Source organism: Mesobacillus sp. (assembly GCF_047739415.1).
GTDB lineage: Bacteria > Bacillota > Bacilli > Bacillales > Cytobacillaceae > Mesobacillus.
In genome coordinates this window covers 1-24,703 of sequence record NZ_JBIQOE010000169.1, presented here as the reverse complement: position 1 = coordinate 24,703, position 24,703 = coordinate 1, and the positions used below count along the sequence as shown (strand labels likewise).

Annotated in this window: 25 protein-coding genes, 1 pseudogene and 2 riboswitches; of the genes and pseudogenes, 5 read left to right on the top strand and 21 right to left on the bottom strand. The window is 43.5% G+C overall.

Annotated elements, in window-relative coordinates:
• Positions 1–1,467: 1,467 nt before the first annotated feature.
• From ACH0QE_RS13330 to ACH0QE_RS13260, 15 genes are all read right to left on the bottom strand, one after another.
• Entirely contained in the window at positions 1,468–1,839 is a 372-nt protein-coding gene (locus tag ACH0QE_RS13330) for a carboxymuconolactone decarboxylase family protein (RefSeq protein WP_415801113.1), read from the bottom strand.
• 105 nt (positions 1,840–1,944) lie between these two features.
• Positions 1,945–2,784 carry a MetQ/NlpA family ABC transporter substrate-binding protein gene (locus tag ACH0QE_RS13325; protein ID WP_415801112.1) on the bottom strand — a complete coding sequence of 280 codons (840 nt, stop codon included), beginning with the start codon at positions 2,782–2,784 and terminating at the stop codon, positions 1,945–1,947.
• A 14-nt stretch (positions 2,785–2,798) separates the two neighbouring features.
• On the bottom strand, positions 2,799–3,467 hold the full coding sequence (locus ACH0QE_RS13320; protein ID WP_415801111.1) for a methionine ABC transporter permease: 669 nt from the start codon (positions 3,465–3,467) through the stop codon (positions 2,799–2,801).
• Positions 3,460–4,485: a methionine ABC transporter ATP-binding protein gene (locus ACH0QE_RS13315; protein WP_415801110.1), complete on the bottom strand. Its 1,026-nt coding sequence runs from the start codon at positions 4,483–4,485 to the stop codon at positions 3,460–3,462. Before ACH0QE_RS13315 ends, ACH0QE_RS13320 begins: the two co-directional genes overlap by 8 nt.
• Positions 4,486–4,757: 272 nt before the next feature.
• Positions 4,758–4,872: riboswitch (SAM riboswitch) on the bottom strand.
• Positions 4,873–4,984: 112 nt separating this feature from the next.
• On the bottom strand, positions 4,985–6,301 hold the full coding sequence (locus tag ACH0QE_RS13310) for an O-acetylhomoserine aminocarboxypropyltransferase/cysteine synthase family protein (RefSeq protein WP_415801109.1): 1,317 nt from the start codon (positions 6,299–6,301) through the stop codon (positions 4,985–4,987).
• Positions 6,302–6,385: 84 nt separating this feature from the next.
• A riboswitch (SAM riboswitch) is annotated at positions 6,386–6,490 on the bottom strand.
• An 86-nt stretch (positions 6,491–6,576) separates the two neighbouring features.
• Positions 6,577–6,915 carry a hypothetical protein gene (locus ACH0QE_RS13305; RefSeq protein ID WP_415801108.1) on the bottom strand — a complete coding sequence of 113 codons (339 nt, stop codon included), beginning with the start codon at positions 6,913–6,915 and terminating at the stop codon, positions 6,577–6,579.
• A gap of 183 nt (positions 6,916–7,098) precedes the next feature.
• Positions 7,099–8,364: an MFS transporter gene (locus tag ACH0QE_RS13300; protein ID WP_415801107.1), complete on the bottom strand. Its 1,266-nt coding sequence runs from the start codon at positions 8,362–8,364 to the stop codon at positions 7,099–7,101.
• 129 nt (positions 8,365–8,493) lie between these two features.
• Positions 8,494–8,805 (bottom strand): thioredoxin family protein, encoded by a 312-nt coding sequence (locus tag ACH0QE_RS13295; protein ID WP_415801106.1) that lies wholly within the window; start codon positions 8,803–8,805, stop codon positions 8,494–8,496.
• 6 nt (positions 8,806–8,811) lie between these two features.
• Positions 8,812–9,168 carry a toprim domain-containing protein gene (locus ACH0QE_RS13290; RefSeq protein ID WP_415801105.1) on the bottom strand — a complete coding sequence of 119 codons (357 nt, stop codon included), beginning with the start codon at positions 9,166–9,168 and terminating at the stop codon, positions 8,812–8,814.
• Positions 9,169–9,413: 245 nt separating this feature from the next.
• Positions 9,414–9,653 carry a YusG family protein gene (locus ACH0QE_RS13285; RefSeq protein WP_415801104.1) on the bottom strand — a complete coding sequence of 80 codons (240 nt, stop codon included), beginning with the start codon at positions 9,651–9,653 and terminating at the stop codon, positions 9,414–9,416.
• Positions 9,654–9,947: 294 nt separating this feature from the next.
• On the bottom strand, positions 9,948–10,328 hold the full coding sequence (gcvH, locus tag ACH0QE_RS13280; protein ID WP_167833577.1) for a glycine cleavage system protein GcvH: 381 nt from the start codon (positions 10,326–10,328) through the stop codon (positions 9,948–9,950).
• A 54-nt stretch (positions 10,329–10,382) separates the two neighbouring features.
• The gene (locus tag ACH0QE_RS13275; RefSeq protein ID WP_415801103.1) at positions 10,383–10,739 is read right to left on the bottom strand and encodes an arsenate reductase family protein; all 357 of its coding nucleotides are present in this window, start codon (positions 10,737–10,739) and stop codon (positions 10,383–10,385) included.
• A 241-nt stretch (positions 10,740–10,980) separates the two neighbouring features.
• Positions 10,981–12,765, bottom strand: coding sequence for an acyl-CoA dehydrogenase family protein (locus ACH0QE_RS13270; RefSeq protein WP_102264237.1), 1,785 nt, complete (start codon positions 12,763–12,765; stop codon positions 10,981–10,983).
• 54 nt (positions 12,766–12,819) lie between these two features.
• Complete coding sequence (locus tag ACH0QE_RS13265; protein ID WP_415801102.1) at positions 12,820–13,995, bottom strand: acetyl-CoA C-acetyltransferase; 1,176 nt, start codon at positions 13,993–13,995, stop codon at positions 12,820–12,822.
• A gap of 62 nt (positions 13,996–14,057) precedes the next feature.
• Positions 14,058–16,439, bottom strand: a complete 2,382-nt coding sequence (locus ACH0QE_RS13260) for a 3-hydroxyacyl-CoA dehydrogenase/enoyl-CoA hydratase family protein (RefSeq protein WP_415801115.1) — start codon at positions 16,437–16,439, stop codon at positions 14,058–14,060.
• Positions 16,440–16,680: 241 nt separating this feature from the next.
• On the opposite strand from ACH0QE_RS13260, the gene ACH0QE_RS13255 reads away from it, so the two are divergent.
• Positions 16,681–16,812: a YuzL family protein gene (locus ACH0QE_RS13255; RefSeq protein ID WP_415801101.1), complete on the top strand. Its 132-nt coding sequence runs from the start codon at positions 16,681–16,683 to the stop codon at positions 16,810–16,812.
• 60 nt (positions 16,813–16,872) lie between these two features.
• Here ACH0QE_RS13255 and ACH0QE_RS13250 read toward each other — a convergent pair whose 3' ends face one another.
• Complete coding sequence (locus ACH0QE_RS13250) at positions 16,873–17,790, bottom strand: proline dehydrogenase family protein (protein ID WP_415801100.1); 918 nt, start codon at positions 17,788–17,790, stop codon at positions 16,873–16,875.
• 217 nt (positions 17,791–18,007) lie between these two features.
• On the opposite strand from ACH0QE_RS13250, the gene ACH0QE_RS13245 reads away from it, so the two are divergent.
• Together ACH0QE_RS13245 and ACH0QE_RS13240 are read left to right on the top strand one after the other, a co-directional pair.
• Positions 18,008–18,292 (top strand): hypothetical protein, encoded by a 285-nt coding sequence (locus ACH0QE_RS13245; protein ID WP_415801099.1) that lies wholly within the window; start codon positions 18,008–18,010, stop codon positions 18,290–18,292.
• A 42-nt stretch (positions 18,293–18,334) separates the two neighbouring features.
• A complete protein-coding gene (locus ACH0QE_RS13240) occupies positions 18,335–18,682 on the top strand; it encodes a spore coat protein (protein WP_215030361.1) in 348 nt (115 codons plus the stop codon).
• A 163-nt stretch (positions 18,683–18,845) separates the two neighbouring features.
• Here the strand turns inward: ACH0QE_RS13240 and ACH0QE_RS13235 are convergent, their stop codons facing one another.
• Genes ACH0QE_RS13235 through ACH0QE_RS13215 form a run of 5 tightly spaced genes read right to left on the bottom strand, consistent with a single transcriptional unit; the run spans position 18,846 to position 22,763 of the window.
• Positions 18,846–19,088, bottom strand: coding sequence for a YusU family protein (locus ACH0QE_RS13235; protein WP_415801098.1), 243 nt, complete (start codon positions 19,086–19,088; stop codon positions 18,846–18,848).
• 14 nt (positions 19,089–19,102) lie between these two features.
• Positions 19,103–19,864 (bottom strand): IucA/IucC family C-terminal-domain containing protein, encoded by a 762-nt coding sequence (locus ACH0QE_RS13230; protein ID WP_415801097.1) that lies wholly within the window; start codon positions 19,862–19,864, stop codon positions 19,103–19,105.
• The gene (locus ACH0QE_RS13225) at positions 19,861–20,682 is read right to left on the bottom strand and encodes an ABC transporter ATP-binding protein (protein WP_415801114.1); all 822 of its coding nucleotides are present in this window, start codon (positions 20,680–20,682) and stop codon (positions 19,861–19,863) included. Before ACH0QE_RS13225 ends, ACH0QE_RS13230 begins: the two co-directional genes overlap by 4 nt.
• Positions 20,683–20,706: 24 nt before the next feature.
• A complete protein-coding gene (locus ACH0QE_RS13220) occupies positions 20,707–21,762 on the bottom strand; it encodes a FecCD family ABC transporter permease (protein WP_415801096.1) in 1,056 nt (351 codons plus the stop codon).
• Positions 21,759–22,763, bottom strand: coding sequence for a FecCD family ABC transporter permease (locus ACH0QE_RS13215; RefSeq protein WP_415801095.1), 1,005 nt, complete (start codon positions 22,761–22,763; stop codon positions 21,759–21,761). Before ACH0QE_RS13215 ends, ACH0QE_RS13220 begins: the two co-directional genes overlap by 4 nt.
• A 318-nt stretch (positions 22,764–23,081) precedes the next feature.
• Here ACH0QE_RS13215 and ACH0QE_RS13210 point away from each other — a divergent pair, with 318 nt between their 5' ends.
• Positions 23,082–24,044, top strand: a complete 963-nt coding sequence (locus ACH0QE_RS13210; protein ID WP_415801094.1) for an ABC transporter substrate-binding protein — start codon at positions 23,082–23,084, stop codon at positions 24,042–24,044.
• Positions 24,045–24,456: 412 nt separating this feature from the next.
• Positions 24,457–24,703 (top strand): annotated as a pseudogene (locus ACH0QE_RS13205) (spore germination protein); the annotation flags it as partial.

The window sequence follows — 24,703 nt, the reverse complement described above, 5'->3', positions numbered from 1 at the left end:
GCTCATGCCGAGTGGGAAGGAAACGACCGAGCAAATTCATTTGCTCGCAGCGTTTTATTTCCACTCGGCAGCTTTTCAGCCTAAGCTGAAAAGCCAGTGAAGCGTAAGCTTCACGAAGTGAGCCAAAAATCCGCAGAAACTCTGATATACATCTAATTCTGCAGATGGATCTCCTTGTCTTCTTACCACTTCCCCCACCCCGCCATTCAGCTCGCTGAATGGCGACATGCGCCGACAAAACACATTTCCATTTTAACAGAACAAGCAATTCAAAGTCGGGATATCCGCTCACAGCTTGTACATCATTTTATTTTTCACCTTCTGTTATAAAAAAATGTACTAGATGCCGTATGGTAGTTAAATCTGTTTGGTTTATTGGGAAGGACGGTCATTCATAAAATAGGCTTTCCTGACTTGGACAGCTTTTGGCTTTACTCCTTTAAACCTGTCAAAATAACGGCCTTTTCTTGACAACTTTTCGCACTGACTTCTCGAACCTGTCATAATAACGGCTTTTTCTTGACAGCTTTTCGTCCTTACACCGCGAACCTGTCATAATTACCGCCTTTTCCTGACAGCTTTTCACCCCAACACCTCGAACCTGTCACAATAACGGCTTTTTCTTGACAACTTTTCATCCTAACACCTTGAATCTGTCACAATAAAGGCTTTTTCTTGACAGCTTTTCGTCCTGACACCTTGAAGCAGTCACAATAAAGGCTTTTTCTTGACAGCTTTTCTTCCTAATACCTCGGACCTGTCACAATAACGGCTTTTTCTTGACAGCTTTCTGTCCCAACATCTCGAACCTGTCACAATAACGGCTTTTTCTTGACAGCTTTTCCTCCTAACACCTCAAACCTGTCACAATAACGGCTTTTTCTTGACAGCTTTTCCTCCTAACACTTCAAACCTGTCACAATAACGGCTTGAAAAGGACATCTAAGAAAAACCGATCTCCTTCACATTAATCAACAACACATAATAAAGAAACCAGTGCATAATTCACACTGGTCCCAAAATTTTTCTTCTATTATATATACTATCGCTTACGAGTGGACTTTTCTGTCCAGGTCTGCGACCATCCGTTGGCTTTTGATATAGTCTCTTTCGCGTTTTCTTTCGACTTCCATTCTTGCGTCATGGTTCATGCTGTAAACCTCGTAACTAATTCCGTGAGCTCCATGCATCGCTTTTTCCATTTCACTTGTGTAGTTCAGTTTTAGCTGACTAATAGTGAATCATCCCTTCGGTTTTTCGCTTTAATAAGCGATTTTTTTGATAGTGCAATCTTAACACCTTTTATTTACCACTATCAAAGCGGTTAAAACCGTTAATTTTTGGATGTGATGGAGTAAGGCGGCCTAACGCGACTTCACCTCTGCCATTCTTAGAATACTGGCAATATCCTCCCAAATGGAGCCTTTCCTGTTATTTAACAGCCAGTTCTGCTGCATGAAACAGCTTTTATTGCTGCAAAGTGTTCAGTTCGGACATTGCTTCCTGGACGAGTGTCACGGCCTGGCTCATTGCCGCACCACCGCCAAAGGCAGCTGTAACTCCAACTGCTTCCAGAATTTGCTCTTCCGTTGCCCCTTGGTCAAGGCAGCCTTTTAAATGATATATAATGCAATATTCATCCTGTGAATACAATGAAATTCCCAAAGCAATCAGCTGCTTTTCTTTTTGCGTCAAAGTCCCTTCCTGAAAACAAACTTCAGTAAACGCATTATAATGTCTGGCAAGCTCTGGCATTCTTTGCGTAAATAAACCCAAGCCTTGCTTATATTCATGCAGTGCTGCTTCGGTTGAATTCCGAGGTTCATAATGATGCTCCATTGCTTCCACTCCATTCTGCTTTTTCCTCGGTTAGTATGTTAATTTTCGCAGTCGGTTATGCGACAAAAAGAAAAAGCAGGCTGCACGTCTGCTTTTATCTCATGTTTATTCTTTTACTGGTACGACTGCACCTTCATATTTTTCAAGAATAAAGTCCTGGATCTCTTTTGAGTGAAGCACTTCAACTAGAGCCTTGATTGCCGGTTTGTCAGCATCTCCTTCACGAACGGCAATTACGTTCACGTATGGAGAATCGCTTTCCTCGATCGCGATAGAATCCTCTAATGGATTAAGTCCAGCATCAATTGCATAGTTAGAGTTGATTAATACTGCATCGCCTTCGCCATTGTTGAAAATTTGCGGAAGCAATGCTGCATCGTATTCTGTATCGAACTTCAATTCTTTAGGGTTTTCTTCGATATCATCAATTGTAGCCTTTACTTTATCCACGCCTTCTTTAAGAGTGATCAATCCCTCTTTTTCAAGCATTGTTAAAATACGGCCATGGTCTGCTACCGAGCTGCTCATGATAACGCGCGCTCCTTTTGGCAGGTCATCCAGAGTAGTATAGTCCTGAGAATAGACACCGATTGGCTCGATGTGGATTCCGCCTGCATTCTCAAACTTATAGCCGTGTTCAGCCATTTGTGACTCAAGGTACGGGATGTGCTGGAAGTAGTTTGCATCTAACTCTCCTGAATCAAGTGCCTGGTTTGGAACAACATAGTCATTGAATGTCTTGACTTCCATTTCAAAACCTTTTTCTTCAAGAAGCGGCTTTGCTTCTTCCAAGATTTCCGCATGAGGTACGTTTGAAGCACCTACCACGATTTTTTTGCTTTCTTCCTTGCCGCCTTCTCCCGATGTGTTATCCTCAGATGTTCCGCAAGCTGCAAGTCCTGCTGTTAATACTAATGCTAATAAAGCTAGTATCCATTTTTTCAATTCAAATCTCTCCTTTATCTCTTATCTAATTTTCTAGTGAAGAAATCACCAACAAACTGAATTAAAAACACGATAATCAAAATAATGATGGTCGCCATCAAGGTGACATCATTCCGACTTCTCTGGAAGCCCTCCATATAAGCTAGGTTTCCCAGACCGCCAGCCCCGATGACACCGGCCATCGCCGTGTAACTGACTAGCGCGATTGCCGTTACCGTGATACCAGAGACCAGTGCCGGCATCGATTCCGGCAGCAGCACCTTCCAGATGATCGTTGTCGTCTTGGCTCCCATGGATTTTGCTGCTTCTATGACTCCCTTATCAATCTCACGCAAGCCAATCTCAACCATCCTTGCGTAAAATGGAGCCGATCCAATGATCAGTGCAGGCAATGCAGCGTTTTCCCCGATCATCGATCCCACAATGAACTTTGTAAAAGGAATCAGAAGGACGATTAAAATAATGAACGGGATTGACCTGAAAATATTTACTATCGCACTCAATACTATATTGACCGGTTTGTTTTCCCATATATTGCCCTTAGAGGTCAAAAAGAGCAGCAGTCCAAGGATTGCTCCAAGAATGAAGGTAGCCACAACGGAAATGGCACTCATGTATAGTGTCTCAACTGTCGCTTCCCACATTCGGTCCCAGTTCACATTCGGAAACAAATTTTCAGCCATTTGAAATCACCTCCACGCCGACTTCATGCTGGCCAATATACTCTATTGCACGGACCACTTCGCGCTCTTCACCATCAAGATGGATGAACAAAGTTCCATATGAACCATCTTGTGTCTGCGAAATTTTACCCTGGACAATATTGACCGTTATTGAAAACTCACGAATCAGGTTGGTGATCAGTGGCTGTTCTGTCCCTTCACCTACGAATGTTAACTGTACAACGCGACCATGTGGATATCGCTCAAGCAAGTGGTCAACTGTTTCTTTGGTTTCTTCCGGTTCTGTCACCTGCTGGACGAATCTTTTCGTAATTGGCTGCTGCGGATTCTTGAACACTTCCAATACTGGTCCTGTTTCAACAATCTTTCCGCCTTCCATTACGGCGACTCGGTGACAAATTTTCCTGATAACATGCATTTCGTGTGTGATCAGGACGATTGTAAGACCAAGCCTTTTATTGATATCAACAAGCAGATCAAGAATCTGGTCAGTTGTCTGCGGATCAAGCGCAGATGTTGCTTCATCCCCAAGAAGCACTTTAGGGTTATTAGCCAGCGCCCTCGCGATTCCGACTCTCTGCTTTTGACCGCCGCTCAACTGGGATGGATAAGCATCTCCCCTGCCCTCAAGACCTACAAGTTCGATTAGCTCTTTAACCCGTTTATCTCTCTCAGCTTTTGCTACTCCGGCAATTTCAAGCGGGAAAGCGATATTCTCTGCTACTGTTCTTGACCAGAGCAGGTTGAAGTGCTGGAAAATCATGCTGATTTCCTGGCGAGCCTTACGCAGTTCTGCTCCCTTGATCCTTGAAACTTCCCTGCCTGCTACCACGACGGAACCTGAAGTTGGGATCTCCAGACCGTTCAGCATTCGGATCAACGTACTTTTGCCGGCGCCACTGTAACCGATGACTCCATAGATTTCGCCTTCCTTGACTTCAAGGTTGACATCATCTACCGCTTTAACCTCTCCCTTGTTGGAAGGGTAAATCTTTCTGGCGTTTTTTATCGTAATCAATTGACTCCCCCTCTTTACATCTACACTTATTAAAACCGTTAAAATTCCCTTGAAAATTAAGAAGGTTATCAATCTAGTTTCCCATTCCCTAACCGAAAAAATTCAAACTCCAGCATAAATGGGTAATAGACTCTATCTTAAACGGGGATGATTGTGCTCAAGTCTTTTCGAACAAGCTTTACGGCTATAACTTTTTAAGCATTTTTCGAAAAGGGCAAAATAAAAGCCTTCCTGCAAGTGAGCAGAAAGGCATAGTCATAGTGGATTCCTTTCTCTCATCTGCCAAAGCGATCCGCTTTGTGTGAATTGGCACCATTTCAGCAAGCAATGCTTACTGACGGTTGCCGGGTTTCATAGGGCACTTCCCTCCACCTCTCTTGATAAGAGCACGCTATTAAATTATCTAATCGGTTTTAAGTTACGAGTGTGATTGTAGCACGGAGTAAAAAAGGGTGTCAATAAAAATTATTTCTAAATACCTTTTGGAAGGTTATGGAATTCAGGCTCTGGCCTGGATTCCTGGCACTCCTGTTGCCTTTTCGATAGCCTGCTCCAAGTCCTCGATGATATCCTCCACATTTTCAATCCCGACGGAAAGTCGGATTAAATCTTCAGGAACTCCCGCTGCCTTAAGACCGTCTGAATCCAACTGCTGGTGTGTTGTACTTGCAGGATGGATGATCAGACTTTTAGCATCCCCGACATTAGCGACATGTGACCATAATTCTAATGAGTTAATCAGCTTTGCTCCCGCGTCCCTGCCACCTTCAATCCCAAATATGACAACTGCCCCTGCTCCCTTTGGAAGATATCGATCAGCAAGCTCTTTATCTGGATGTGATTCATGGCCTGGATAACTGACCCATGTAACCGCAGGATGCGACTCAAGATAATCTACAATTTTGCGTGTATTGGCAACATGCTCCTTCATGCGAACATGTAAAGTTTCTATTCCAAGGTTGAATTGGAATGCACTTTGAGGACTGATTGCCGGTCCAAGGTCACGCAACAGCTGGACTCTTGCCTTTACGATATAGGCGGCAGCTCCGATTGCCTCACTATAGACAAGATCATGGTAACTTGAGTCCGGCTCATTAAAGCCCGGGAACTTAGGAGACTGCCAGTCGAACTTTCCACCGTCCACAATGATACCGCCCATGACCGTTCCATTTCCTAATAGCCACTTGGTAGCCGAGTGGACAACGATATCGGCGCCATGTTCTATTGGCCGGCAAAGGTAAGGAGTTGCAAATGTGTTATCGATGATCAGCGGAAGACCTGCTTCATGGGCCACTTCCGCTACAGCTGCAATATCCAATACTCTGAGACTTGGATTGCCGATTGTTTCCGCATAAACTGCTTTTGTTTTCGGAGTGATCGCCTTTCTAAAATTTTCAGGATCAGCTGGATCAACTAGATGAACTTTTATTCCATACTTCGGCAGGGTTACAGCAAATAGATTGTAAGTGCCTCCATATAGATTAGATGCAGCAACAATTTCGTCACCCGCATGCGCAATGTTCAGGATTGCCATCGTGATGGCAGACATCCCGCTTGATAACGCAAGAGCACCTATACCGCCCTCAAGGAGCGCTACTTTTTCTTCTAGGGCAGTAACAGTCGGATTATGTATCCGTGAGTAAATGTAGCCCGCTTCTTTAAGTGCAAATAAATCTGCTGCATGTTCTGTGTTTTCAAATTGGAACGCATTGCTCGAATAAATCGGAACTGCTCTTGCCCCTGTTACCGGATCTGGTGACTGACCACCATGTACCCCCAGCGTTTCAATTCTGTAATTTTTGTGTTCATTAGCCATCTCCATCTCTCCAATCAATATAATTATCTGGGAAAAACTGAAACAAAAAACCCTCTTCCTAAGAAGAGGGTGATTGATCATCTCTCCTTATCTTTACAGAGCAAAAAACTCTGCTGGAATTAGCACCGTGTTTTCACAACCGGTTGCCGGGCTTCATAGGGCCATTCCCTCCGCCTCTCTGGATAAGAGTATTCAATTCTGTTTTTACTGCGTTAAAGTGATAATATCACGTCGTGAGATATCGGTCAATATATTTAGACTATTCAGATAAAATTTTATACAGGAAGTGGTCTTGCCAGATAAAATAACGTTTCCAGCACTAATTGGGCACGAAAAGGACAATCAGTTGTGAAATAATTCATTTTTACTCCATGACGCAGTTTCAGGTCTCCATCAAATAATTGATCCAAAAGCGCATCCTTTCCAGAAATCGTGGCAGTGTATCCAGTATGTATGCAGGTTTCATGGCAAGCCACCTTGCCATCCTTGAAAGACAAGTAGAAGGTACCACTCTCTGCTTCAATTTTTATAATTAGGTCCAGTTTGTTTACTAGTTGTTGAACATGCTTCTTATTCTGGATTTCATTCACAAACCTGGCGATCTGTTCCCGCATTCCGATCATCTCCCTTATAATACATATTCCATGTAATAAGGAGAAAACCTGTTAAAACCCTTCGACAAATCATACGGTGAAAGCGGAATTTACATTGTGAATAACGTAAAAAAAGACAATACCGTATGATATTTCGGCATCGTCTTTCATTTCCCGAGAAATATATCCAAAGAAATACAGTAATTAAGCTGGTTTTGTATTCACCATGCCGGATTTTGGCTTATCCATCGTTTTGAACACTACGAAGAAATATGTGGATCCTACTAAGTACAGACCTGCAGTAATGGTAAATACCGTTGCATATCCCCAATAGGAACCGTATTTCAAGACGATTCCAGTTGACACTGGACCCATAACGGCCCATCCAAGATTAAATACCATTTGATTCACAGAGTTGGCCAAACCCTTCATGGAATCATCAACCTTCGACATCATTAACGACATCTGGATTGGATTGCCTGCGTTCATTAGTGCCTGGCGAAATAAAAATCCTAAAGCAGCCAGCCAAAAATTCTCTGTGTACGCTGTCAGCAGCAGAAAGTGAAGGGATAGCATCTGCAACACCACTACCGCTCTCACTTCACCAAGTCTGCGAACGACCATTGGACCAATGATCATCGCCACAGCTGTTGCTCCCTGCCCAAGAGAAATAACCAAACCAATCAGTGAATTGGAAGCCATGAATCGGTCCGCAAAATAAAGGTTCAAATACGGAATGACTAAACCAGCGCCGAAACCTATCATCAATTGCGCAACTGCAAACAGCAGAATGATTTTGAAGCTGGCTTTGTGGGGAATTCCTTTTGTTTTTTCTTTTATATCGCTAGCCGATATGCGGGGTGGCCGTTTTTCATTTAACTTCATAATCGGAATCAGAGCAGCCAAAAACAAGAACGCTCCAATTATCAATGTATATCTGATACTTTCAAGTCCGGGGATCATCATGCCAAATAGGTCTGTGAGGATTCCGCCCAAAAGACTTCCTATTACATTGGCACCCGTCATCACCGCAAAATGAATACTGAATAAATGCACACGTTGATCAGGCTTCGAATTCTCCGCCAGCCACGGAATAATGGACACCTGGATAAATGCTGAAGCAAGGCCTGTTCCAAACGCAAAAAGAATTAATAGTGATTGACTCTCAACGATGCTCCGGGTGAATAAGATCAACCCTGTCCCGACAGCTCCATACAGCATCAGCTTTTTCCTGCCTGCTTTATCACTCAGGATACCTGCCGGAATAAGAATGAGAGCAGTTGCCAGCGAGGTCATGGCAATGACCTTTCCGTTTACAAGCTCATTATATCCTAATTCCCTGATGTAAAAGTTATAGATGACCATGAAAATGCCAAGGCCGATCTGGGTCAAAATGTTCGCAACGAAGGTAAGTCGTATGTTTCTATTATAGGTTTTAATCTGTGCCGCCCATTCCTGGTATAGAGCCATTATATTTCGCTCCTCGATTATTTCGATACACTAAATATAATAATGTTTTTGGAACGATATGTAAATCTTTTCGTTGTCCGAATGTATCGGCAATTAAGCAAAAAAAAACAAACGGCTTAGCCATTTGTTTTATATTTTTAATTCTTTAAGTTTTTCATAAAGATACGGAACGGATTGAAAAGCATAGATTTTCTCCTGAACCTCTCCTTTTTTCAACACAATCAGGCATGGTACACTGTTAATTTCAAAATGTTCTGCCATCTCAGGCAGATAATTTAAGTCTGCTTTCCCGGACGGTACATCAGGCAACAGCTGCTCTATAACCGTCAGCATTTTACTTGCTACCTGGCATGTTCCGCACATTGGCGTGTAGAAGTATAGGTATCCAGTTCGTTTTTCCTCCAGGAAGGCTTCCACCTCTGCCTTTGTCCATTCTTCCATCTACAGTCATCCTTTTTCTAAATACTCTGCATGAACGTCGATATTTGCTCCAATTAAAACTGTAGCAAGGTGATTTTCCGGTGCCGTCGCAACTTCCCTGTACATCCTGTCAATGTACAAATGGTTCGCCTCAGGAAATTCCCTCTTAAATTGCTTTCTCAATTTTTCCCCTGACGCATCTGCATCAACGAGGATATATACATCCTTATCAAAAAGAGAATCAATCAGCTCATCAAGCTTTGAAACACCAATTGTCCCATTCGTACAAATAATTTCGACCGGTTCATTTAGCAAGGCTTGCACTTTCTTTTTGTCTGACGAACCCTCTACTATGATCACCTTGTGATTTTCGTCCATCGTCATAACCACCTATGCACCAGAAAATAATTACTTTACAACATTATAAACATTATTAAATCATTTGTGCCGTAAACTTTCTTAAATATATTGTTACTGTTTTCGATGGATATTGCAAAAATTTAGACTAGCCTCCTGGAAGGCAATTTGCTTAGATTGTAAAAAGGGGCATATTGCCTTTTAGCTGCCGAACATCTATTTTCGGCACATAGAGAAAAACAGCGGCATGGCTGGCCGCTGTTTGGATTTGCTCAACACCAGCCGCCTTCATCACAATCAGTATACCGAGGTTCTGATTGATCCGGCACTGATACATGCTGGTAAATCTTATTCTGTTCTGCTTCAAAGTGGTGCTCCAATTTCATCTGCATTCCTTCTGGAAGCTCTATGGATCCAATGTGTTCGTTTTCCAGGTAAAGCTGTATCTCGCCGTTTTCAAGTTTTCCTGTCACTCTGTCCGTTATATCAAGTTTTTGTTTGTTCAGTGTCATGATTTTCACCCTTCTTGGATAGTCGATTACTTTTAGCTTGTCCGATTTCAGGGAATGAATTGATGGAAAAATGAAGGAGTTTTTGCCGGGGAAGAACAAAAAGCGCAAGCGCCTTGGTCAGACCCGACAAGCGCTGGAGGGCCTGACAGTGAAGTCGTCTTTTGACTTCATTGGCAGGACCGAAGCGTCTCAAGGGGCTAGGCGCTGGAGCTGGATTAAGTAAACTAATGGAGTAACCCAATAAATTCTTAACCAATCAGAAAACGCCTTGATGGCATCAAGGCGTCAGTAAATTTATTCTTTAATCATGTCTTCGTATTGTTCAGCTGTCATAAGCTTTTCTACTTCGCTGTTGTCAGATAGCTCGACAGTAATCATCCATGCTTTTTCGTATGGAGATTCGTTAACAAATTCAGGGCTATCGTTTAATTCTTCGTTAATTTCAACTACCTTGCCGCTAACTGGTGCATATAACTCAGAAACAGTTTTAACGGATTCCACACTTCCGAATGGCTGGTCAAGGCTGATCTCGTCTCCTACTTCAGGTAGTTCGACGAATACGATATCGCCAAGTTCAGATTGAGCAAAATCAGTAATACCGATGCGAACCTTTTCTCCTTCAACTTTTACCCATTCGTGTTCTTTAGAGTAACGTAACTCATTTGGTATACTCATTAACTATCCCTCCATTTGTATATCTCTATCGATTAATATCGATGGGACCAAAATTTAAAGCCAGACTTTTTCGTATTCATCCTCTTTAAAGCCTACCGTTACTTGCTCGCCGTCTGTCATCAGCGGGCGTTTGATGAGCATGCCGTCAGATGCTAGTAGTTCCAGCAGCTCACTTTTGGATGCTGTCTTGATTCTGTCTTTCATCCCCAGTTCCCTGTACTTTTGGCCGCTCGTATTGAAAAACTTCTTAATATCGAGGCCGCTTTTCTCCAGCATTTCTTCAAGCTGGGATTGGGAAGGCGGATTTTCGACAATATGTACTTCATTATAGTCCACTTCATGCTGGTCCAACCATTTTTTGGCGTTCCTGCATGTACCGCATTTAGGGTACCAATAAAACATCTTTGCCATATTTTTCACCACCCTTTGCTAGTATCCCATTAATGAAACCCTCTAATCGGATAGTAACATAATAGGACTAAAAAATACTAACATTCCGTGTTTAATTTCCCCGATATTTTCGGCATCCATTACTTTATTCAACATAATTCGCAAAATTCCTGCATGAAATAAAATGAATTAAAAAAGGCAGTTCATGAAAAGTGAAAACACTCCTCCCGGAAAACAGGAGAAGTGTTCAAAAATCATCAGATTATACGATGAAACGCTCTGCTTCGATCAGCTTTTCAGATGCTTCACGTTTCTTGGCAATAACGTTGATTGGAGTATGTCTTGTGAACTTACGCAATGCGGAAGTCAACATGCGAAGTGCGTCACCTTCTTCTGTTGCAACAAGAGTTTCTTTTGCGTCACGCTCGATTTCATTAAAGGCTTCCTGGCAGAAGATTTGCGTGTAAAGAAGCTTTTGCTTGCTCTTTTCCACTCCGTCTTTTGCGATTGCTTTCTCGGTACGAAGAACAGCAGATTCCATCGAATAAGCATTAGAGATGATATCCGCGATATTCACGAGGATTTCCTGCTCTTTTTCCAATGCTTTGCCGAATTTCTGAGCTGCCAATCCAGCAGCAAGCAAGCCGATTTTCTTCGCGTTTTTCACAAGGTATTTTTCTTGTGCCAACGGCTCATCGCCTGGCTCTTCAGGCATAAGCATCATTAGCTCTTCCTGCAGCTGCTGTGCTTTTTGCAATAATGGAAGCTCGCCCTTCATTGCTTTGCGCAGGAATGTACCCGGTACTAGCAGACGGTTGATTTCGTTTGTTCCTTCGAAGATACGGTTGATTCTAGAATCACGGTAAGCTCTTTCGATTTCATATTCCTGCATGAAGCCGTATCCACCGTGGATCTGAACACCTTCATCTACAACATAGTCAAGTGTTTCAGTCGCGAATACTTTGTTCATTGAACACTCGATCGCGTACTCGGCAATCGAGTCAGCGACTGCTTTACCGTTGTTGATTTCTTCCTCAGACAACTGGTTCATTCTTTCCTCGAACAAGCCAACTGTACGGTATACAGAGCTCTCAGTTGCATAGATTTTTGAAGCCATTGTCGCAAGCTTCTCTTTTGTAAGGTTGAATTGGGAAATCGGCGTTTTGAATTGCTGACGCTGATTAGCATACTTTACAGTCAGTCCGAATGCCTGCTTAGCTCCGCCAGTTGCGCCTACACCTAACTTGTAGCGTCCAATGTTCAAGATATTGAATGCGATAAGGTGACCTTTTCCAGCTTCACCAAGAAGGTTTTCCACTGGAACTTGAGCATCCTCAAGAATCAATGTACGTGTAGAAGAGCTCTTGATCCCCATTTTCTTTTCTTCTGCGCCTACGGATACTCCGGGATATTCTCTTTCAACGATGAAAGCTGTGAATTGTTCGCCATCGATCTTGGCATAAACAACGAATACATCTGCGAAGCCAGCATTTGTAATCCATTGCTTTTCACCGTTAAGCACGTAGTGAGTGCCTTCAGCATTCAGCTTAGCTGTAGTCTTTGCACCGAGTGCGTCGGAACCTGAACCAGGCTCAGTAAGTGCGTAGGCTGCAAGCTTTTCGCCAGTTGCCAGTGCAGGAAGGTACTTTTGCTTTTGCTCTTCATTACCGAAAAGTACGATTGGCAATGAACCAATCCCTACGTGTGCACCGTGGGAGATTGAGAAGCCGCCAGCGACAGCCATTTTCTCAGCAATCAAAGCTGAGCTGATTTTATCAAGGCTCAATCCGCCGTACTCTTCAGGAACATCTGCTCCAAGAAGGCCCAGCTCTCCAGCTTCCTTTAATAGTTTCACAGTGCGGTCAAACTCGTGCTGCTCAATATATTCAACCTGAGGCAATACTTCGTTCGTTACGAAATCCTCAGTTGTTTTTGCGATCATTTTGTGCTCATCTGTGTAATCCTCTGGAGTGAATACATGGTCGTATGTTACGTCTTCGATTAAGAAGCTTCCGCCTTTTACAAGCTTTTCTGTTTGGTTACCCATTTATTGTTCCTCCTATCCATTTTGGGGAGGGGCTTAGCCCCTCCATGTATTGTTTTATAAAAGTTCAAACACTCCAGCTGCACCCATGCCGCCGCCGATACACATTGTTACGACACCAAATTGCTCATTTCTGCGTTTCATTTCATGGATGACGGTTAAAGTCAGTTTCGCTCCAGTTGTTCCAAGCGGGTGGCCTAGTGCGATCGCACCGCCGTTCACGTTGACTTTATCTTCATCAAGGCCCAGCTCACGGATGACCTGGATTGATTGGGAAGCGAATGCTTCATTCAGTTCGAATACGCCGATATCCGACACTTGCAGTCCTGCAAGCTTCAAAGCTTTAGGGATTGCCACTACCGGGCCGATTCCCATGATTTCAGGCGGTACTCCGCCAAGTGCGAATGACCTGAATTTAGCGAGAGGCTTCAATCCAAGAGATTCTGCCTTTTCACGGTCCATGACCATGACAGCCGCTGCTCCGTCACTAGTCTGTGAGGAGTTCCCTGCAGTTACTGTGCCTTTAATATTGAAGGCCGGGCGCAGCTTCGCAAGAGTTTCCATGTTCGTCTCAGGACGAACGCCTTCATCCTGTTTGAATTGGATTGTCTTTTCAACAAGCTTATTGTCTTTTCCTACTGTACGGAGGGTTACATCGACAGGAACAATTTCATCCTCGAATTTGCCTTCCTGGATTGCTTTTGCCGCGCGCTGATGGCTTCTTACTGCAAAAGCATCCTGATCTTCACGGGAAATGCCGTACTTCTTGGCTACTTCCTCAGCTGTATGGCCCATCCCCATATAATATTGCGGTGCTGTTTCAGCCAATTTTGAATTCGGGCGGACGACATGGCCCATCATTGGCACCAAACTCATTGATTCCGCGCCGCCGGCTATGATTGTGTCTGCATGCCCAAGCATGATTCTTTCCGATGCATTCGCAATCGCCTGCAGTCCTGAAGAACAATAACGGTTGATTGTGATCGCCGGCACTTCATGTGACAGCCCGGCAAGTGCACCAATATTTCGCGCCATGTTCAAACCCTGCTCTGCTTCTGGCATTGCACAGCCGATGATTAAATCATCAATATTTCCTTCATAATTGCCTGCTCTTTTTAGAGTTTCTCTTACTACAAGTGCTCCAAGATCATCGGGGCGGACATTAGCAAGTGTTCCTTTTTTTGCTTTTCCGACCGGTGTCCGGGCTCCGGCTACGATTACCGCTTCTCTCATCTCATTCCCTCTCTTTCCTCGGATGTTTAGAATTTATCTTTCACTTCAAATCTATCAATCTATTAGTTGCGCAATGGCTTGCCTTTTACGAGCATATGCTGCATGCGCTGCTGTGATTTCGGTTCTGCCACAAGGCTCAGGAACGCTTCTCTTTCAAGGTCAAGCAAGTATTGCTCATCTACTTCGGTTCCGTATGGCACTTTCCCGCCGGAGATGACATATGCAAGTTTCTTTGCGATTTTCAAGTCATGTTCAGAAATGTAACCTGACAGATGCATTGTTTGGGCACCCAGCAGCAGGGTTGCATATCCCGGCTCGCCAGTTACAGGTACTTTCTTTCTAACCGGTGCCTTATAACCGCTTTCATATAAGTTCAATGCAGCCTGTTTCGCATCATATAACAAGTGATCGCTGTTCACGCTGATGCCATCTGCTTCATTCAGGAAGTTATTTTCACGAGCTTCCTCTCCTGAAGTGGAGACTTTAGCCATCGCGATTGTTTCGAATACTTTATTGGCAACCTTTTGAAGGTCAAAATCAACGCCTTTTGGCAGTCCTTCTAGATGCTTGATGTAAAGCTCCTTGTTTCCGCCGCCGCCAGGAATCAGGCCGACACCTGCTTCAACGAGTCCCATGTATGTCTCCATTGAGGCTTGGATATGCGCTGCCGGCAAGCACATTTCAGCGCCTCCGCCAAGCGTCATTCCAAATGGTGCAGCAACAACAGGCTTTGAGGAGTACTTGATTTTCATCGTTGTCTGCTGGAACTGGCGGACAACCATATCAAGATCCCAAATGTTATCGTCTTGTGCTTCCATCAGGATCATTGCCAGATTCGCACCAACCGAGAAGTTTTTGCCCTGGTTGCCGATTACAAGACCCTTATAGTTCTTTTCTACTTCATCAATCGCAAAGTTGATCATCTGGAGGATGTCAGGACCGATTGAATTGCTGTGTGAGTGGAATTCCAGAAGGGCGATTCCATCTCCAAGGTCAATCAGGCTTGCGCCGCCATTCTTTTTAATGACACCCTTTTGCTTTTTCAGAAGCTTCAAGTTGATTGCTTTTGGATTTTCCTCTACCGCAACGTATTCACCATTATGGTAATAGCTCAGCTTGCCTTCCCCTTCTTTATAGAAAGATGTGAAGCCTTTCTCGACCATTTCTTTTACCCATGCAGGAACAGTCTTGCCTTCAGACTCCATTTTGCTGATTGCTTTTTCGACACCCAGTGCATCCCATGCTTCGAAAGGTCCCATTTCCCAGCCGAATCCCCACTTCATCGCACGGTCCACAGCGACGATATCGTCGGCAATTGTGCCCAGCAGATCAGCTGAGTAAATTAATACAGGGCTGAAAATATTCCATAAAAGCTCACCAGAGCGGTCTTTCGCATAAACAAGCGCTTTCATTTTATTGGCAAGGCCTTTTTCCTGCTTGGCCATTTCAGTAGACGCTGTCTTTAATTTTTTCCGTGGGCCGTATTCCAGGGTCTGTGGATCAAGTTCAAGAATTTCCTTGCCCTGTTTCAGGAAGAATCCCTGTCCTGACTTGCTTCCAAGCCAGCCGTTTTCAAGCATCTTCTTCATGAACTCAGGTACTTCAAAGACTTCCTTTTCTTCGCCTTCAACCTGGTCATACACGTTTTTCGCAACATGCGCGAACGTATCGAGACCAACTACATCCAGCGTGCGGAATGTTGCACTCTTAGGACGGCCGATCATTGGGCCAGTTACCGAGTCAACTTCACCAACACTGTATCCGCCTTTGACCATTTCTCTTACTGTTACGAGCAATCCGTAAGTACCGATTCGGTTGGCGATGAAGTTAGGTGTGTCCTTTGCTTCGACGACACCTTTGCCAAGCTGGTCTTCACCGAACTTCTTTATGAATGAAAGAACTTCAGGATCCGTAGCTTTAGTAGGTATGACTTCCAGCAGCTTCAGGTAACGCGGCGGGTTGAAGAAGTGTGTGCCAAGGAAATGCTTCCGGAAATCTTCTGAACGTCCTTCAGCCATTGCCTCTACTGAGATTCCTGAAGTGTTCGAGCTGATGATGCTTCCCTGCTTGCGGTATTTATCTACATCAGTGAAAACTTTCTTTTTAATATCAAGGTTTTCAACTACTACTTCAATTACCCAGTCGACATCCTTGAGTTTTTCCATATCATCTTCGAAATTGCCTGCTTCAATTAGAGCAAGATTCTTTTTGGAGGCCAAGGGTGCTGGCTTTTGCTTCAATAACTTCTGCAGTGCTCCTGCACTGATTCGATTGCGCACCTGCTTGTCATCAAGTGTCAGGCCTTTCGCTTTTTCCTGTTCCGTTAATTCCCGAGGTACAATATCCAGCAGCAATGTCGGAATCCCGATGTTTGCCAGATGTGCGGCAATCCCTGATCCCATGACACCTGAACCAAGCACCGCTGCCTTTTGAATTTGTCGCATCAAATTTGTCTCCCCCTTTGACTCTTTTTGAATGAATACTCATTCATTTTTGCACCAAAAAAAATATGCATATAAATGAGCTCTGTTAATTACTACTATAAAATATTTCAAAAATTTCCGCAATAATAAGGTGCGGAAAAAAGAAAATTTTTTGAATTTTTAATGCTTATGCTTATTTCAACAGACTTGGGTATTCTAAAAAAGCGTTACTCTTATCTTTAAAAACACGGAGGTAATGATCATGGCAAGAATGAAAAAAGAGCCTTCCAAGGCTGGTGTAAGTGCTGCCAGTGTCAAAGGGAATGCAGGACCGTCAATGGGACAGGGCGGCGAAAGAAAACAAAACAGCCAGAACAGCCAATACAAAAAGTAATCAAAACCGCTTAAAAAAAAGCCTATGAAAACAGGCTGACATTTGTCAGCCTGTTAGTGTTTATTTCTTCAGCATTCCTTTTAAAACAAATGCCACGTTTGCCGGGCGTTCTGCAAGGCGGCGCATGAAATAGCCGTACCAGTCTGTTCCGAATGGCACATAAACGCGCATCGTGTAACCTTCATTCGCCAGCTGCAGCTGCCTTTCCGGCATGATTCCAAAGAGCATTTGGAATTCGAACTGGCTTTTCGGGATGTTGTTTTCCTTTGCGAAATCTTTTGTAAAATTGATGATGTTGTCATCATGTGAAGCAACTGCAGTGTAGTTGCCATTCAACAAGTGCATTTTAATGATTTTCTTGAAATTCTCATCTACATCCTTCTTCTCAGGGAAAGCTACTTCCGGAGACTCTTTGTAAGCTCCCTTCACAAGACGGAGATTTGGTGAGTATTGATTCAGATCCTCGATATCTTTTTCTGTCCTGTAAAGATAAGCTTGGATGACCGTACCGATATTATCGTATTCGGACTTCAGCTGCTTGAATATATCCAGCGTCTTCTGGCAGCGCTCATAGTCTTCCATATCGATGGTTACAAAAACATTGTTTTCTTTGGCAGTGTCCATGATCCTGCGCATATTGTTCATAACTACTTTTTCAGAAATATCAAAGCCGAGTGAAGTCATCTTGACGCTCAACTGGGCGTCCAATTTTTCACGGCCAATCGCTTTGATTGCCGCAATTGAATTTTCCGCTCTTTCATTCGCTTCTTTTTCATTGTCAACGAATTCGCCAAGATAATCGACTGTAACCGCCAAGTTCTTACTATTCAGCTCTCTGATGACCTCAACAGCCTGCTCAACACTCTCTCCGGAGACAAAGCGTTTTGCCCCTAAACGAAGACCATATTTCTTGGCCATTTTCGTAAAAAATTTATTTTTCGATAAAAAAAGAAAAAAGTTCCTCATTAATTGTTCCATAGCTTTTCCTCCCCTTAATGAAAACGATTACATTACCCTTAAAAAAAATTACTTCATCTATATCTATTTTGCAGAATCATTTTATCACTTTTTCAGAAGTTTGAATATTACTTTCGTAGGAAAATGTTCTTTTTTGGCGAATCTTGTCTTGCATACTTTAATTTGCCTCGGGAACGATAATATCCGATGGAATTATCAAAAATCAGGAGGTTCAATTATGCAGCAGCAAAACATGAATTTTCAGGGCCAGCAGCAAGGGATCATGCAGACGCCGCCTTCAGTAGTTTCAACAAAAGATTCTTTATATTTAACTGATATGCTCTCATGGAATTTACTTGCCATGAAAAAAGCACATTTCTTTGCACAGCAGTGCCAGGACCAGGAGCTGAAGATGGAAATCGAGAAGTGCGGCCAAATGCACCAGAAACATTATCAAAAAATCCTTACCCATCTTAATAGCCCGCAGAACCAGGTGTATTCAGGAACTCCAGGAATGCAATAAACAAAGCTGCAAAATATCTGAATTTTACAGGAGGAAAAGCGGATGAATCAGAACCAGAACCAACAAAAAATCCAGAATCCAGAAACACAGGTCCAAAAAACGCCGCAAATGAATGACCGTGATTTCATTAATGATATTTTAACGACTGAAAAATACATGACCCAAGGTTATGATACTGCGCTAAATGAAGTAAGCCACGATCAGCTTTACCAGGATGTACTTGCCATCTACACAGAAACAGCAAATGCACAGCGCAGCATTTATAATCTCATGTTCAAAAAAGGCTGGTATGGAGTGGAAGCGGCAGATGCACAAAAACTGCAGCAGTCACACCAGCAATTCCAGGGATATTCAAACCAATTCCCTTATGGCGGCCAGCAGCTTCAATAATGACTTTACAGCATCTTTTGAACCGGGCAAACACGCTCGGTTCTTTTTGCTTTGCTATCCTATCGTTCCCTCCCTTTCCTTTTTACTGTAGCGCATCCAATTAAACTTAAAAGAGGAATTCTTGCTAACCAAAAAACCACCTCGCTGCCGAGATGGTTCTTCGTTATTTCTGACGGTTCTTCTCATTCATTTCTTTGACCTCTGCGATCACGTTCTTGATTTGGTCCTTGGCATCCGGATATTCTGCATTCCAGTGCTTAGCCAGCGGCGGCATCGACTTGGCAATATGGCTGTACAGAATCCAAGTCTTTACCTTCTCTACGTTTTCAGCGGAGCCTTCGCCAACCAAAAGCTCTGTGTATTTTTCCAGCAAACCATCGAGTTGTTCAGTGAATTTTTTGTCCATTTTCACACTCCCTATTATATTCCGCAAGTTCGCGGACAGGTTTTGCAGTAACTGCCTTTTTCTTTGAGCATATAGCTGTAACAGCAGGTTTTTCGAATTCTGATATAACTATCGGTCTCTTCCTGATAGACTGGGTCACTGTAATATCTTGCAATTGGATTGTTATTATAGCGTCCAAACAGCTTCCCGGGAGCCGATTCGACCAGAAAAGAAAAGTCTTCTGCCGCCCTCGCCTTCACCTCAAGATCCTCAGTTTGGCTTAAGATTTTTTCATAGAGCCAGAAAATATAGACAGCAACATTTTCCCATAGAATCAACTTTGAGATTTTCGCAGATTTAGAGATTGCATCCATAACCGGAAAAAGATTATCCACAAACAAATGCCTGACTGCCTCTGCCCTCCACTCTTCCCGATCACCAGCCGGACACATGTCTGTGGTTTTATTTTTCAGATAAAACTCTGGCAGCCAAAGTCCACCCTTAATGGCATCTGCCAGAATAATATTTTCAGGAGACACATCCAGCTTTTTGTTAAAAGCGCTCATCGAATATAAATAGAGTACTGCTAGAAAAGCGTGCCTTTTCATAAAAACAGATGCTGCCGTCTTAAGGTCAGGAGCTTTCAGCCCTTTATTGAACCTTTTCAAGTAAACGCCCATCGTCGCTGCATCCATGAAAGGCCTGAAATCAATTTGCACATCCTTCTCAGGTTCAGCCACAACGAAACGATAGTTCGCAAGTATATCTATTTCATTTTGTGTTAGTTCAGTCCTCATGTTGGGGATCCCACTTTGTCCTTAAGGATTCGGCGCCCTTTTCCGTGCGGAATGCATAATGGTGTGCCGAACAGCGGATCGATCGTTACTTCACAATTCATTCCGAAAACATGCTTCACAAGACCACAGTTAATGACAATTTCCGGCTTTCCCTGGTCAAAAATTTTCTGGTCCTTTATCGCCACGATATTATGGGCATATCTGCAGGCAAGATTCAGGTCATGCAAAACCATGACAATCGTCCGGCCTTCATTTTCATTCAATTCATAAAGCAAATCAAGAATCTCAATTTGATGTGTCATATCCAAGTAGGTTGTCGGTTCATCAAGCAGGATGATGTCAGTATCCTGGGCAAGAGTCATCGCGATCCAGGCACGCTGGCGCTGGCCTCCGGACAACGAGTCGACTGTACGATCCTTGAGATGATCGATGCCTGTTGCCCTTAACGCATTGGTTACACTCTTTTCATCCTCTTCCGACCATTGCTTCAGCCAGGTTTGGTAAGGATATCTGCCCTGTTTTACAAGTTGCAGGACCGTTAGTCCTTCTGGTGCTGAAGGAGATTGGGGAAGGATGGCCATCTTGCGGGCAACTTCCTTTGTTGACAATTTTGCAATTGATTCGCCTTCAAGAAGGATAGAGCCTTCCCTGGGCTTAAGCAGTCTTGCGATCGAGCGGAGCAAGGTCGACTTTCCGCAGCCATTTCCTCCGATAAAAACAGTGATCTCACCTTTAGGAATTTGTATATCTAATTCATTTATAATAATCGAATCTCCATAGGAGAGCGTCAGTTTTTCCGTTTCGATTGCCTGAGTCATGTCCATTCCCCTTTCTCTTCAACTTTAAGTATTGCGAGTCTTGAATAGCAGGTAAACAAAATACGGAGCCCCAATACCTGCGGTAAAAACACCCGCCGGGACTTCTAATGGTGAAAACATTGTCCGCCCAATCAAATCAGCAAGCATGACAAGGATTCCGCCGATTAATGCTGAAACTGGGAGAAGAGCACCAAAGGCAGACCCAACCAGCCTCCTGGCCATATGCGGAGCCATCAGGCCAACAAAACCTATGCCGCCGGCAAAAGCTACCGAGCTGGCTATAAGTGCGGTGCTGACCAGCAAAAGCGCAAACCGCTGCCGCTGGACATGGCCACCGACCCCAGTTGCTATATCTTCCCCTAATTCCTGTACATTCACGTTTCTGGCAAAGATAAAGGCAATCAAGAGCATAATGATTGTCCAGGGTACGAGCACCGCTACATTTGCCCATGTCGAGCCATAGACCGTACCCGTGATCCAGATATTCGCCTGACTAGCCCGGTAAATTGGCCCCATGATCATCATTAGTGTCGTCAAAGCCTGCATCATGGCGGAAATCCCGATGCCAATCAATACGAGGCGCACAGGCGAAACTCCATTTTTCCAGGAAAGAAAATAAACCAGGAATGCTACGATCGCGGCACCTGCGAATGCGGCAACAGGCATCCATTCTATACTTACTGTCAGAGCATTATTATCATCACTGAAAATAGCTAAAAATCCTACAACCGCTACCGATGCTCCACCGGTGATTCCTAAAATATCTGGTGAAGCAAGCGGGTTCCGGATCATCCCCTGGAGAAGTCCCCCGGCGACAGCCAAACTGATCCCAACCATCAGAGCAACGATAATTCTCGGAAGACGGAACGATTGCACGACCAATCTCTCCATATCGCTTCCCCCGCCAAAAAACACAGCAAGGACGCTTATTGGGCTTATATCCATATCGCCCAGTCCGGTACTGATGACAAACACGGCAAATGCCGTAACCAGCAGGCCCAGAAAAATCGCCGCTGCTTTTTTATCGATCAAAAAAGAGATTTTATCCTTAAAAAGTCTTAAGCTTTTGTACTGGCTCATTTCCCGTTGAACCCCTTTCTCGCAATATAGATGAAAAATGGAGTTCCGATCATCGCCGTCATGACACCTACAGGGATTTCCTGAGGCATTAACACATATCGGGCAGCGATATCCGCTGCCAATAACAGCATCCCTCCAAAAATCGCAGAGAAAGGAATGACCCAGCGGTGGTCAATGCCAACCACTGCCCTCGTCAAATGTGGAATCACAATCCCGATAAAACCAATTGGACCTGCAACAGCAACAGCCCCACCCGATAAGAGAACAATGATAATACCGGTGCCCAGCTTGACAAAACCAGTATTCAAGCCTAGTCCCTTCGCTACATCCTCGCCCATTGACAGGATGTTCATTTTAGAAGAAATCACAATAGCGGCAATCCAGCCAATCGCTAAATATGGGAGGACTCCAATGAGAGTCTCCAGCTTGCGCCCCTGTACAGAGCCCGCGAGCCAGTACAAAACCTGCTCTAGAGCAGCTTCATCCAGTACGAGCAAACCCTGGGTGAACGAAGAAAACATCGCGGTCATCGCCGCTCCTGCAAGCGTCAATTTCATCGGGGTTAGTCCTTCACGCCCTGCCGAGCCAATCACATAGACACTGACGGCCGCAAGCGCAGCACCTAAAAAGGAAATCCACGCGAACGCCTGAAGGCTGCCGACTGAAAAAATCGTCACAGCTACTACTACAGCGAAACCAGCTCCCGCATTTACGCCAAAAATACCTGGTGATGCGAGTGGGTTTTTCGTCAATGTCTGCATCAGGACACCCGCAATCGCCAGGCTGGCACCGACTGCAGCAGCAATCAGTGCCCGTGGAAGCCGGACTGATTGAATAATAATATGTTCATTTGATCCGTCATAATTCGTGAAAGCATCATACGCGGTTACCCATGATGTGTCTGTATAACCGTATACGATGCTAGCGCATATTAAAAATAAAACGAATAAGATTGCAATCATTAGACCGATCCATCTATGGCCATTGGTTTTAAGCAGCATGATGATTTAACCTTTCTTTTTGAAAACTTCTTTGTAATATTTGTTGCTATCACAGAAAAAATTATTAAAATAAATCTCCGCAGCAAATTGAAATTAAATAACTTATGAAAACAACCATTTAAAAAAGTTGGTTATATTGTTTATTTACTTTACGTGAAAAAGAATTCCTTTTCACTAATTCACCAGACAAGTTCACAAAATCGCCAATGATGATGAAAATCATTATCAATTAGTGTTGACAATGTCTCCCCTTGCATTTTATCATAAAGGAGCAGTAATTGAAAACGATTATCATTAACGTTCTAGGAGGAAATACATATGAAAGCTTCAAAATTCTTAATGACTCTTATCTCGATTTTCACAGTAATGCTATTAGCTGCTTGTGGAACTGATGAGGATCAGGCGAAGGATACAGCTGAAAAACCAAAGGAGAAAGAAGAAAGCTATACCGTTGAACATGCTATGGGTACGACTACACTCGAAAAGACTCCAGAGAAGGTCGTCATCCTGACAAATGAAGGTACAGAAGCACTTCTTGCGCTCGGAGTAACTCCGGTTGGTGCCGTTCAGTCATGGACTGGCGACCCTTGGTATGACCATATCGCAGATGAAATGAAGGATGTCCAGGTTGTTGGCGTTGAAAGCCAGGTTAACGTAGAAGCAATCGCGGCATTGCAGCCAGATTTGATCATTGGCAACAAAATGCGTCAGGAAGATATTTATGAACAGCTAAAAGCAATCGCCCCTACTGTGTTTGCCGAGGATCTTCGCGGAAACTGGAAGAACAACTTTGAACTTTATGCAAAAGCTGTAAACAAGGAAGAAAAGGGCAAGGAAGTACTTGCTGCTTATGATCAGCGAATCGAAGATCTAAAAGAAAAACTAGGTGATAAAGTAAATATGGAAGTTTCCATGGTCCGCTTCATGGCTGGTGACGTACGTATTTACCACAAGGATTCATTCTCAGGCGTCATCTTGGAACAAATCGGAATGGCTCGTCCTGAAAGCCAGGATCAAGAAGACTTTGCAGAAAAAGGCGTGACTAAGGAACGAATTCCGGCAATGGACGGAGATATCCTCTTCTACTTCACATATGATGAAGGTGATGGCAAAGCAACTGAAGTTGAAAAGGAATGGATCGAGGACCCGTTATTCCAAAACCTTGAAGTAGCGAAAAAAGGTGAAGTGCACAAAGTAGATGATGCCATCTGGAATACAGCTGGCGGCGTAAAGGCTGCTAATCTGATGCTGGATGACCTTGAAAAATATTTGTTGAAATAGGCTATTTTCTCAATACTTTGTTGCTTTTGATTACAAAATAGGATTGAATGACATATTTTCTTTGCAAACTTGACTCTTTATCATGAGAAAAGAGCATGCACACTTAATACCGACCAGCAAAATGGCTTCATATACGTTAAAATTGGCTTTAGGATTTTAACAACACTCTTTACGAAAACAGCCTTGAAATAAAATCTCCCCAAGATTTTATTAACCTAATCCCCCTTCCCAATTAATATAAAAGACAGAAAAACCCGCAAAACTCTTGCGGGTTTTTCTTTTTGTCTTTCTTTTTGTCTATACAAATGAAAATTCGCAAACATTCTTCATAATCCTCCCATTTTCGGAAAGAATAAGCGTAAATCCAGATTGGCGGAGATTATTCATGAGACAGCTAATCAAAAAATAGCTAATGCAAGAAATTGAAAAAGAAGCAGCACGTAAAGATACCGAAGGACAAAAACCAGAGCAATATCTCAATGATCATGAATGGGAAAAAGCTCTGTTAAAATCGCATAATTTCAAAAAGACCTTTTACGTGAACCAAAAAACAGGAAAAAAATTCTGCTTTTCTTTCATGACTACACTTGTAGATGAAAGCATCCTTCAGAATAATGCCCTTCCCTATTTGCTGGAAGGAGATTTCACGGTAATCGAGG

What these genes read in the sequence shown, in the direction of transcription:
- ACH0QE_RS13330 (WP_415801113.1), bottom strand. Translation starts at nt 1,839, where the DNA reads ATGGAGCATCATTATGAACCTCGGAATTCAACCGAAGCAGCACTGCAT.
- ACH0QE_RS13320 (WP_415801111.1), bottom strand. Translation starts at nt 3,467, where the DNA reads ATGGCTGAAAATTTGTTTCCGAATGTGAACTGGGACCGAATGTGGGAA.
- ACH0QE_RS13310 (WP_415801109.1), bottom strand. Translation starts at nt 6,301, where the DNA reads ATGGCTAATGAACACAAAAATTACAGAATTGAAACGCTGGGGGTACAT.
- ACH0QE_RS13305 (WP_415801108.1), bottom strand. Translation starts at nt 6,915, where the DNA reads ATGCGGGAACAGATCGCCAGGTTTGTGAATGAAATCCAGAATAAGAAG.
- ACH0QE_RS13300 (WP_415801107.1), bottom strand. Translation starts at nt 8,364, where the DNA reads ATGGCTCTATACCAGGAATGGGCGGCACAGATTAAAACCTATAATAGA.
- ACH0QE_RS13295 (WP_415801106.1), bottom strand. Translation starts at nt 8,805, where the DNA reads ATGGAAGAATGGACAAAGGCAGAGGTGGAAGCCTTCCTGGAGGAAAAA.
- ACH0QE_RS13290 (WP_415801105.1), bottom strand. Translation starts at nt 9,168, where the DNA reads ATGACGATGGACGAAAATCACAAGGTGATCATAGTAGAGGGTTCGTCA.
- ACH0QE_RS13285 (WP_415801104.1), bottom strand. Translation starts at nt 9,653, where the DNA reads ATGACACTGAACAAACAAAAACTTGATATAACGGACAGAGTGACAGGA.
- gcvH (WP_167833577.1), bottom strand. Translation starts at nt 10,328, where the DNA reads ATGAGTATACCAAATGAGTTACGTTACTCTAAAGAACACGAATGGGTA.
- ACH0QE_RS13275 (WP_415801103.1), bottom strand. Translation starts at nt 10,739, where the DNA reads ATGGCAAAGATGTTTTATTGGTACCCTAAATGCGGTACATGCAGGAAC.
- ACH0QE_RS13270 (WP_102264237.1), bottom strand. Translation starts at nt 12,765, where the DNA reads ATGGGTAACCAAACAGAAAAGCTTGTAAAAGGCGGAAGCTTCTTAATC.
- ACH0QE_RS13265 (WP_415801102.1), bottom strand. Translation starts at nt 13,995, where the DNA reads ATGAGAGAAGCGGTAATCGTAGCCGGAGCCCGGACACCGGTCGGAAAA.
- ACH0QE_RS13260 (WP_415801115.1), bottom strand. Translation starts at nt 16,439, where the DNA reads ATGCGACAAATTCAAAAGGCAGCGGTGCTTGGTTCAGGTGTCATGGGA.
- ACH0QE_RS13255 (WP_415801101.1), top strand. Translation starts at nt 16,681, where the DNA reads ATGGCAAGAATGAAAAAAGAGCCTTCCAAGGCTGGTGTAAGTGCTGCC.
- ACH0QE_RS13250 (WP_415801100.1), bottom strand. Translation starts at nt 17,790, where the DNA reads ATGGAACAATTAATGAGGAACTTTTTTCTTTTTTTATCGAAAAATAAA.
- ACH0QE_RS13245 (WP_415801099.1), top strand. Translation starts at nt 18,008, where the DNA reads ATGCAGCAGCAAAACATGAATTTTCAGGGCCAGCAGCAAGGGATCATG.
- ACH0QE_RS13240 (WP_215030361.1), top strand. Translation starts at nt 18,335, where the DNA reads ATGAATCAGAACCAGAACCAACAAAAAATCCAGAATCCAGAAACACAG.
- ACH0QE_RS13235 (WP_415801098.1), bottom strand. Translation starts at nt 19,088, where the DNA reads ATGGACAAAAAATTCACTGAACAACTCGATGGTTTGCTGGAAAAATAC.
- ACH0QE_RS13230 (WP_415801097.1), bottom strand. Translation starts at nt 19,864, where the DNA reads ATGAGGACTGAACTAACACAAAATGAAATAGATATACTTGCGAACTAT.
- ACH0QE_RS13225 (WP_415801114.1), bottom strand. Translation starts at nt 20,682, where the DNA reads ATGACTCAGGCAATCGAAACGGAAAAACTGACGCTCTCCTATGGAGAT.
- ACH0QE_RS13220 (WP_415801096.1), bottom strand. Translation starts at nt 21,762, where the DNA reads ATGAGCCAGTACAAAAGCTTAAGACTTTTTAAGGATAAAATCTCTTTT.
- ACH0QE_RS13215 (WP_415801095.1), bottom strand. Translation starts at nt 22,763, where the DNA reads ATGCTGCTTAAAACCAATGGCCATAGATGGATCGGTCTAATGATTGCA.
- ACH0QE_RS13210 (WP_415801094.1), top strand. Translation starts at nt 23,082, where the DNA reads ATGAAAGCTTCAAAATTCTTAATGACTCTTATCTCGATTTTCACAGTA.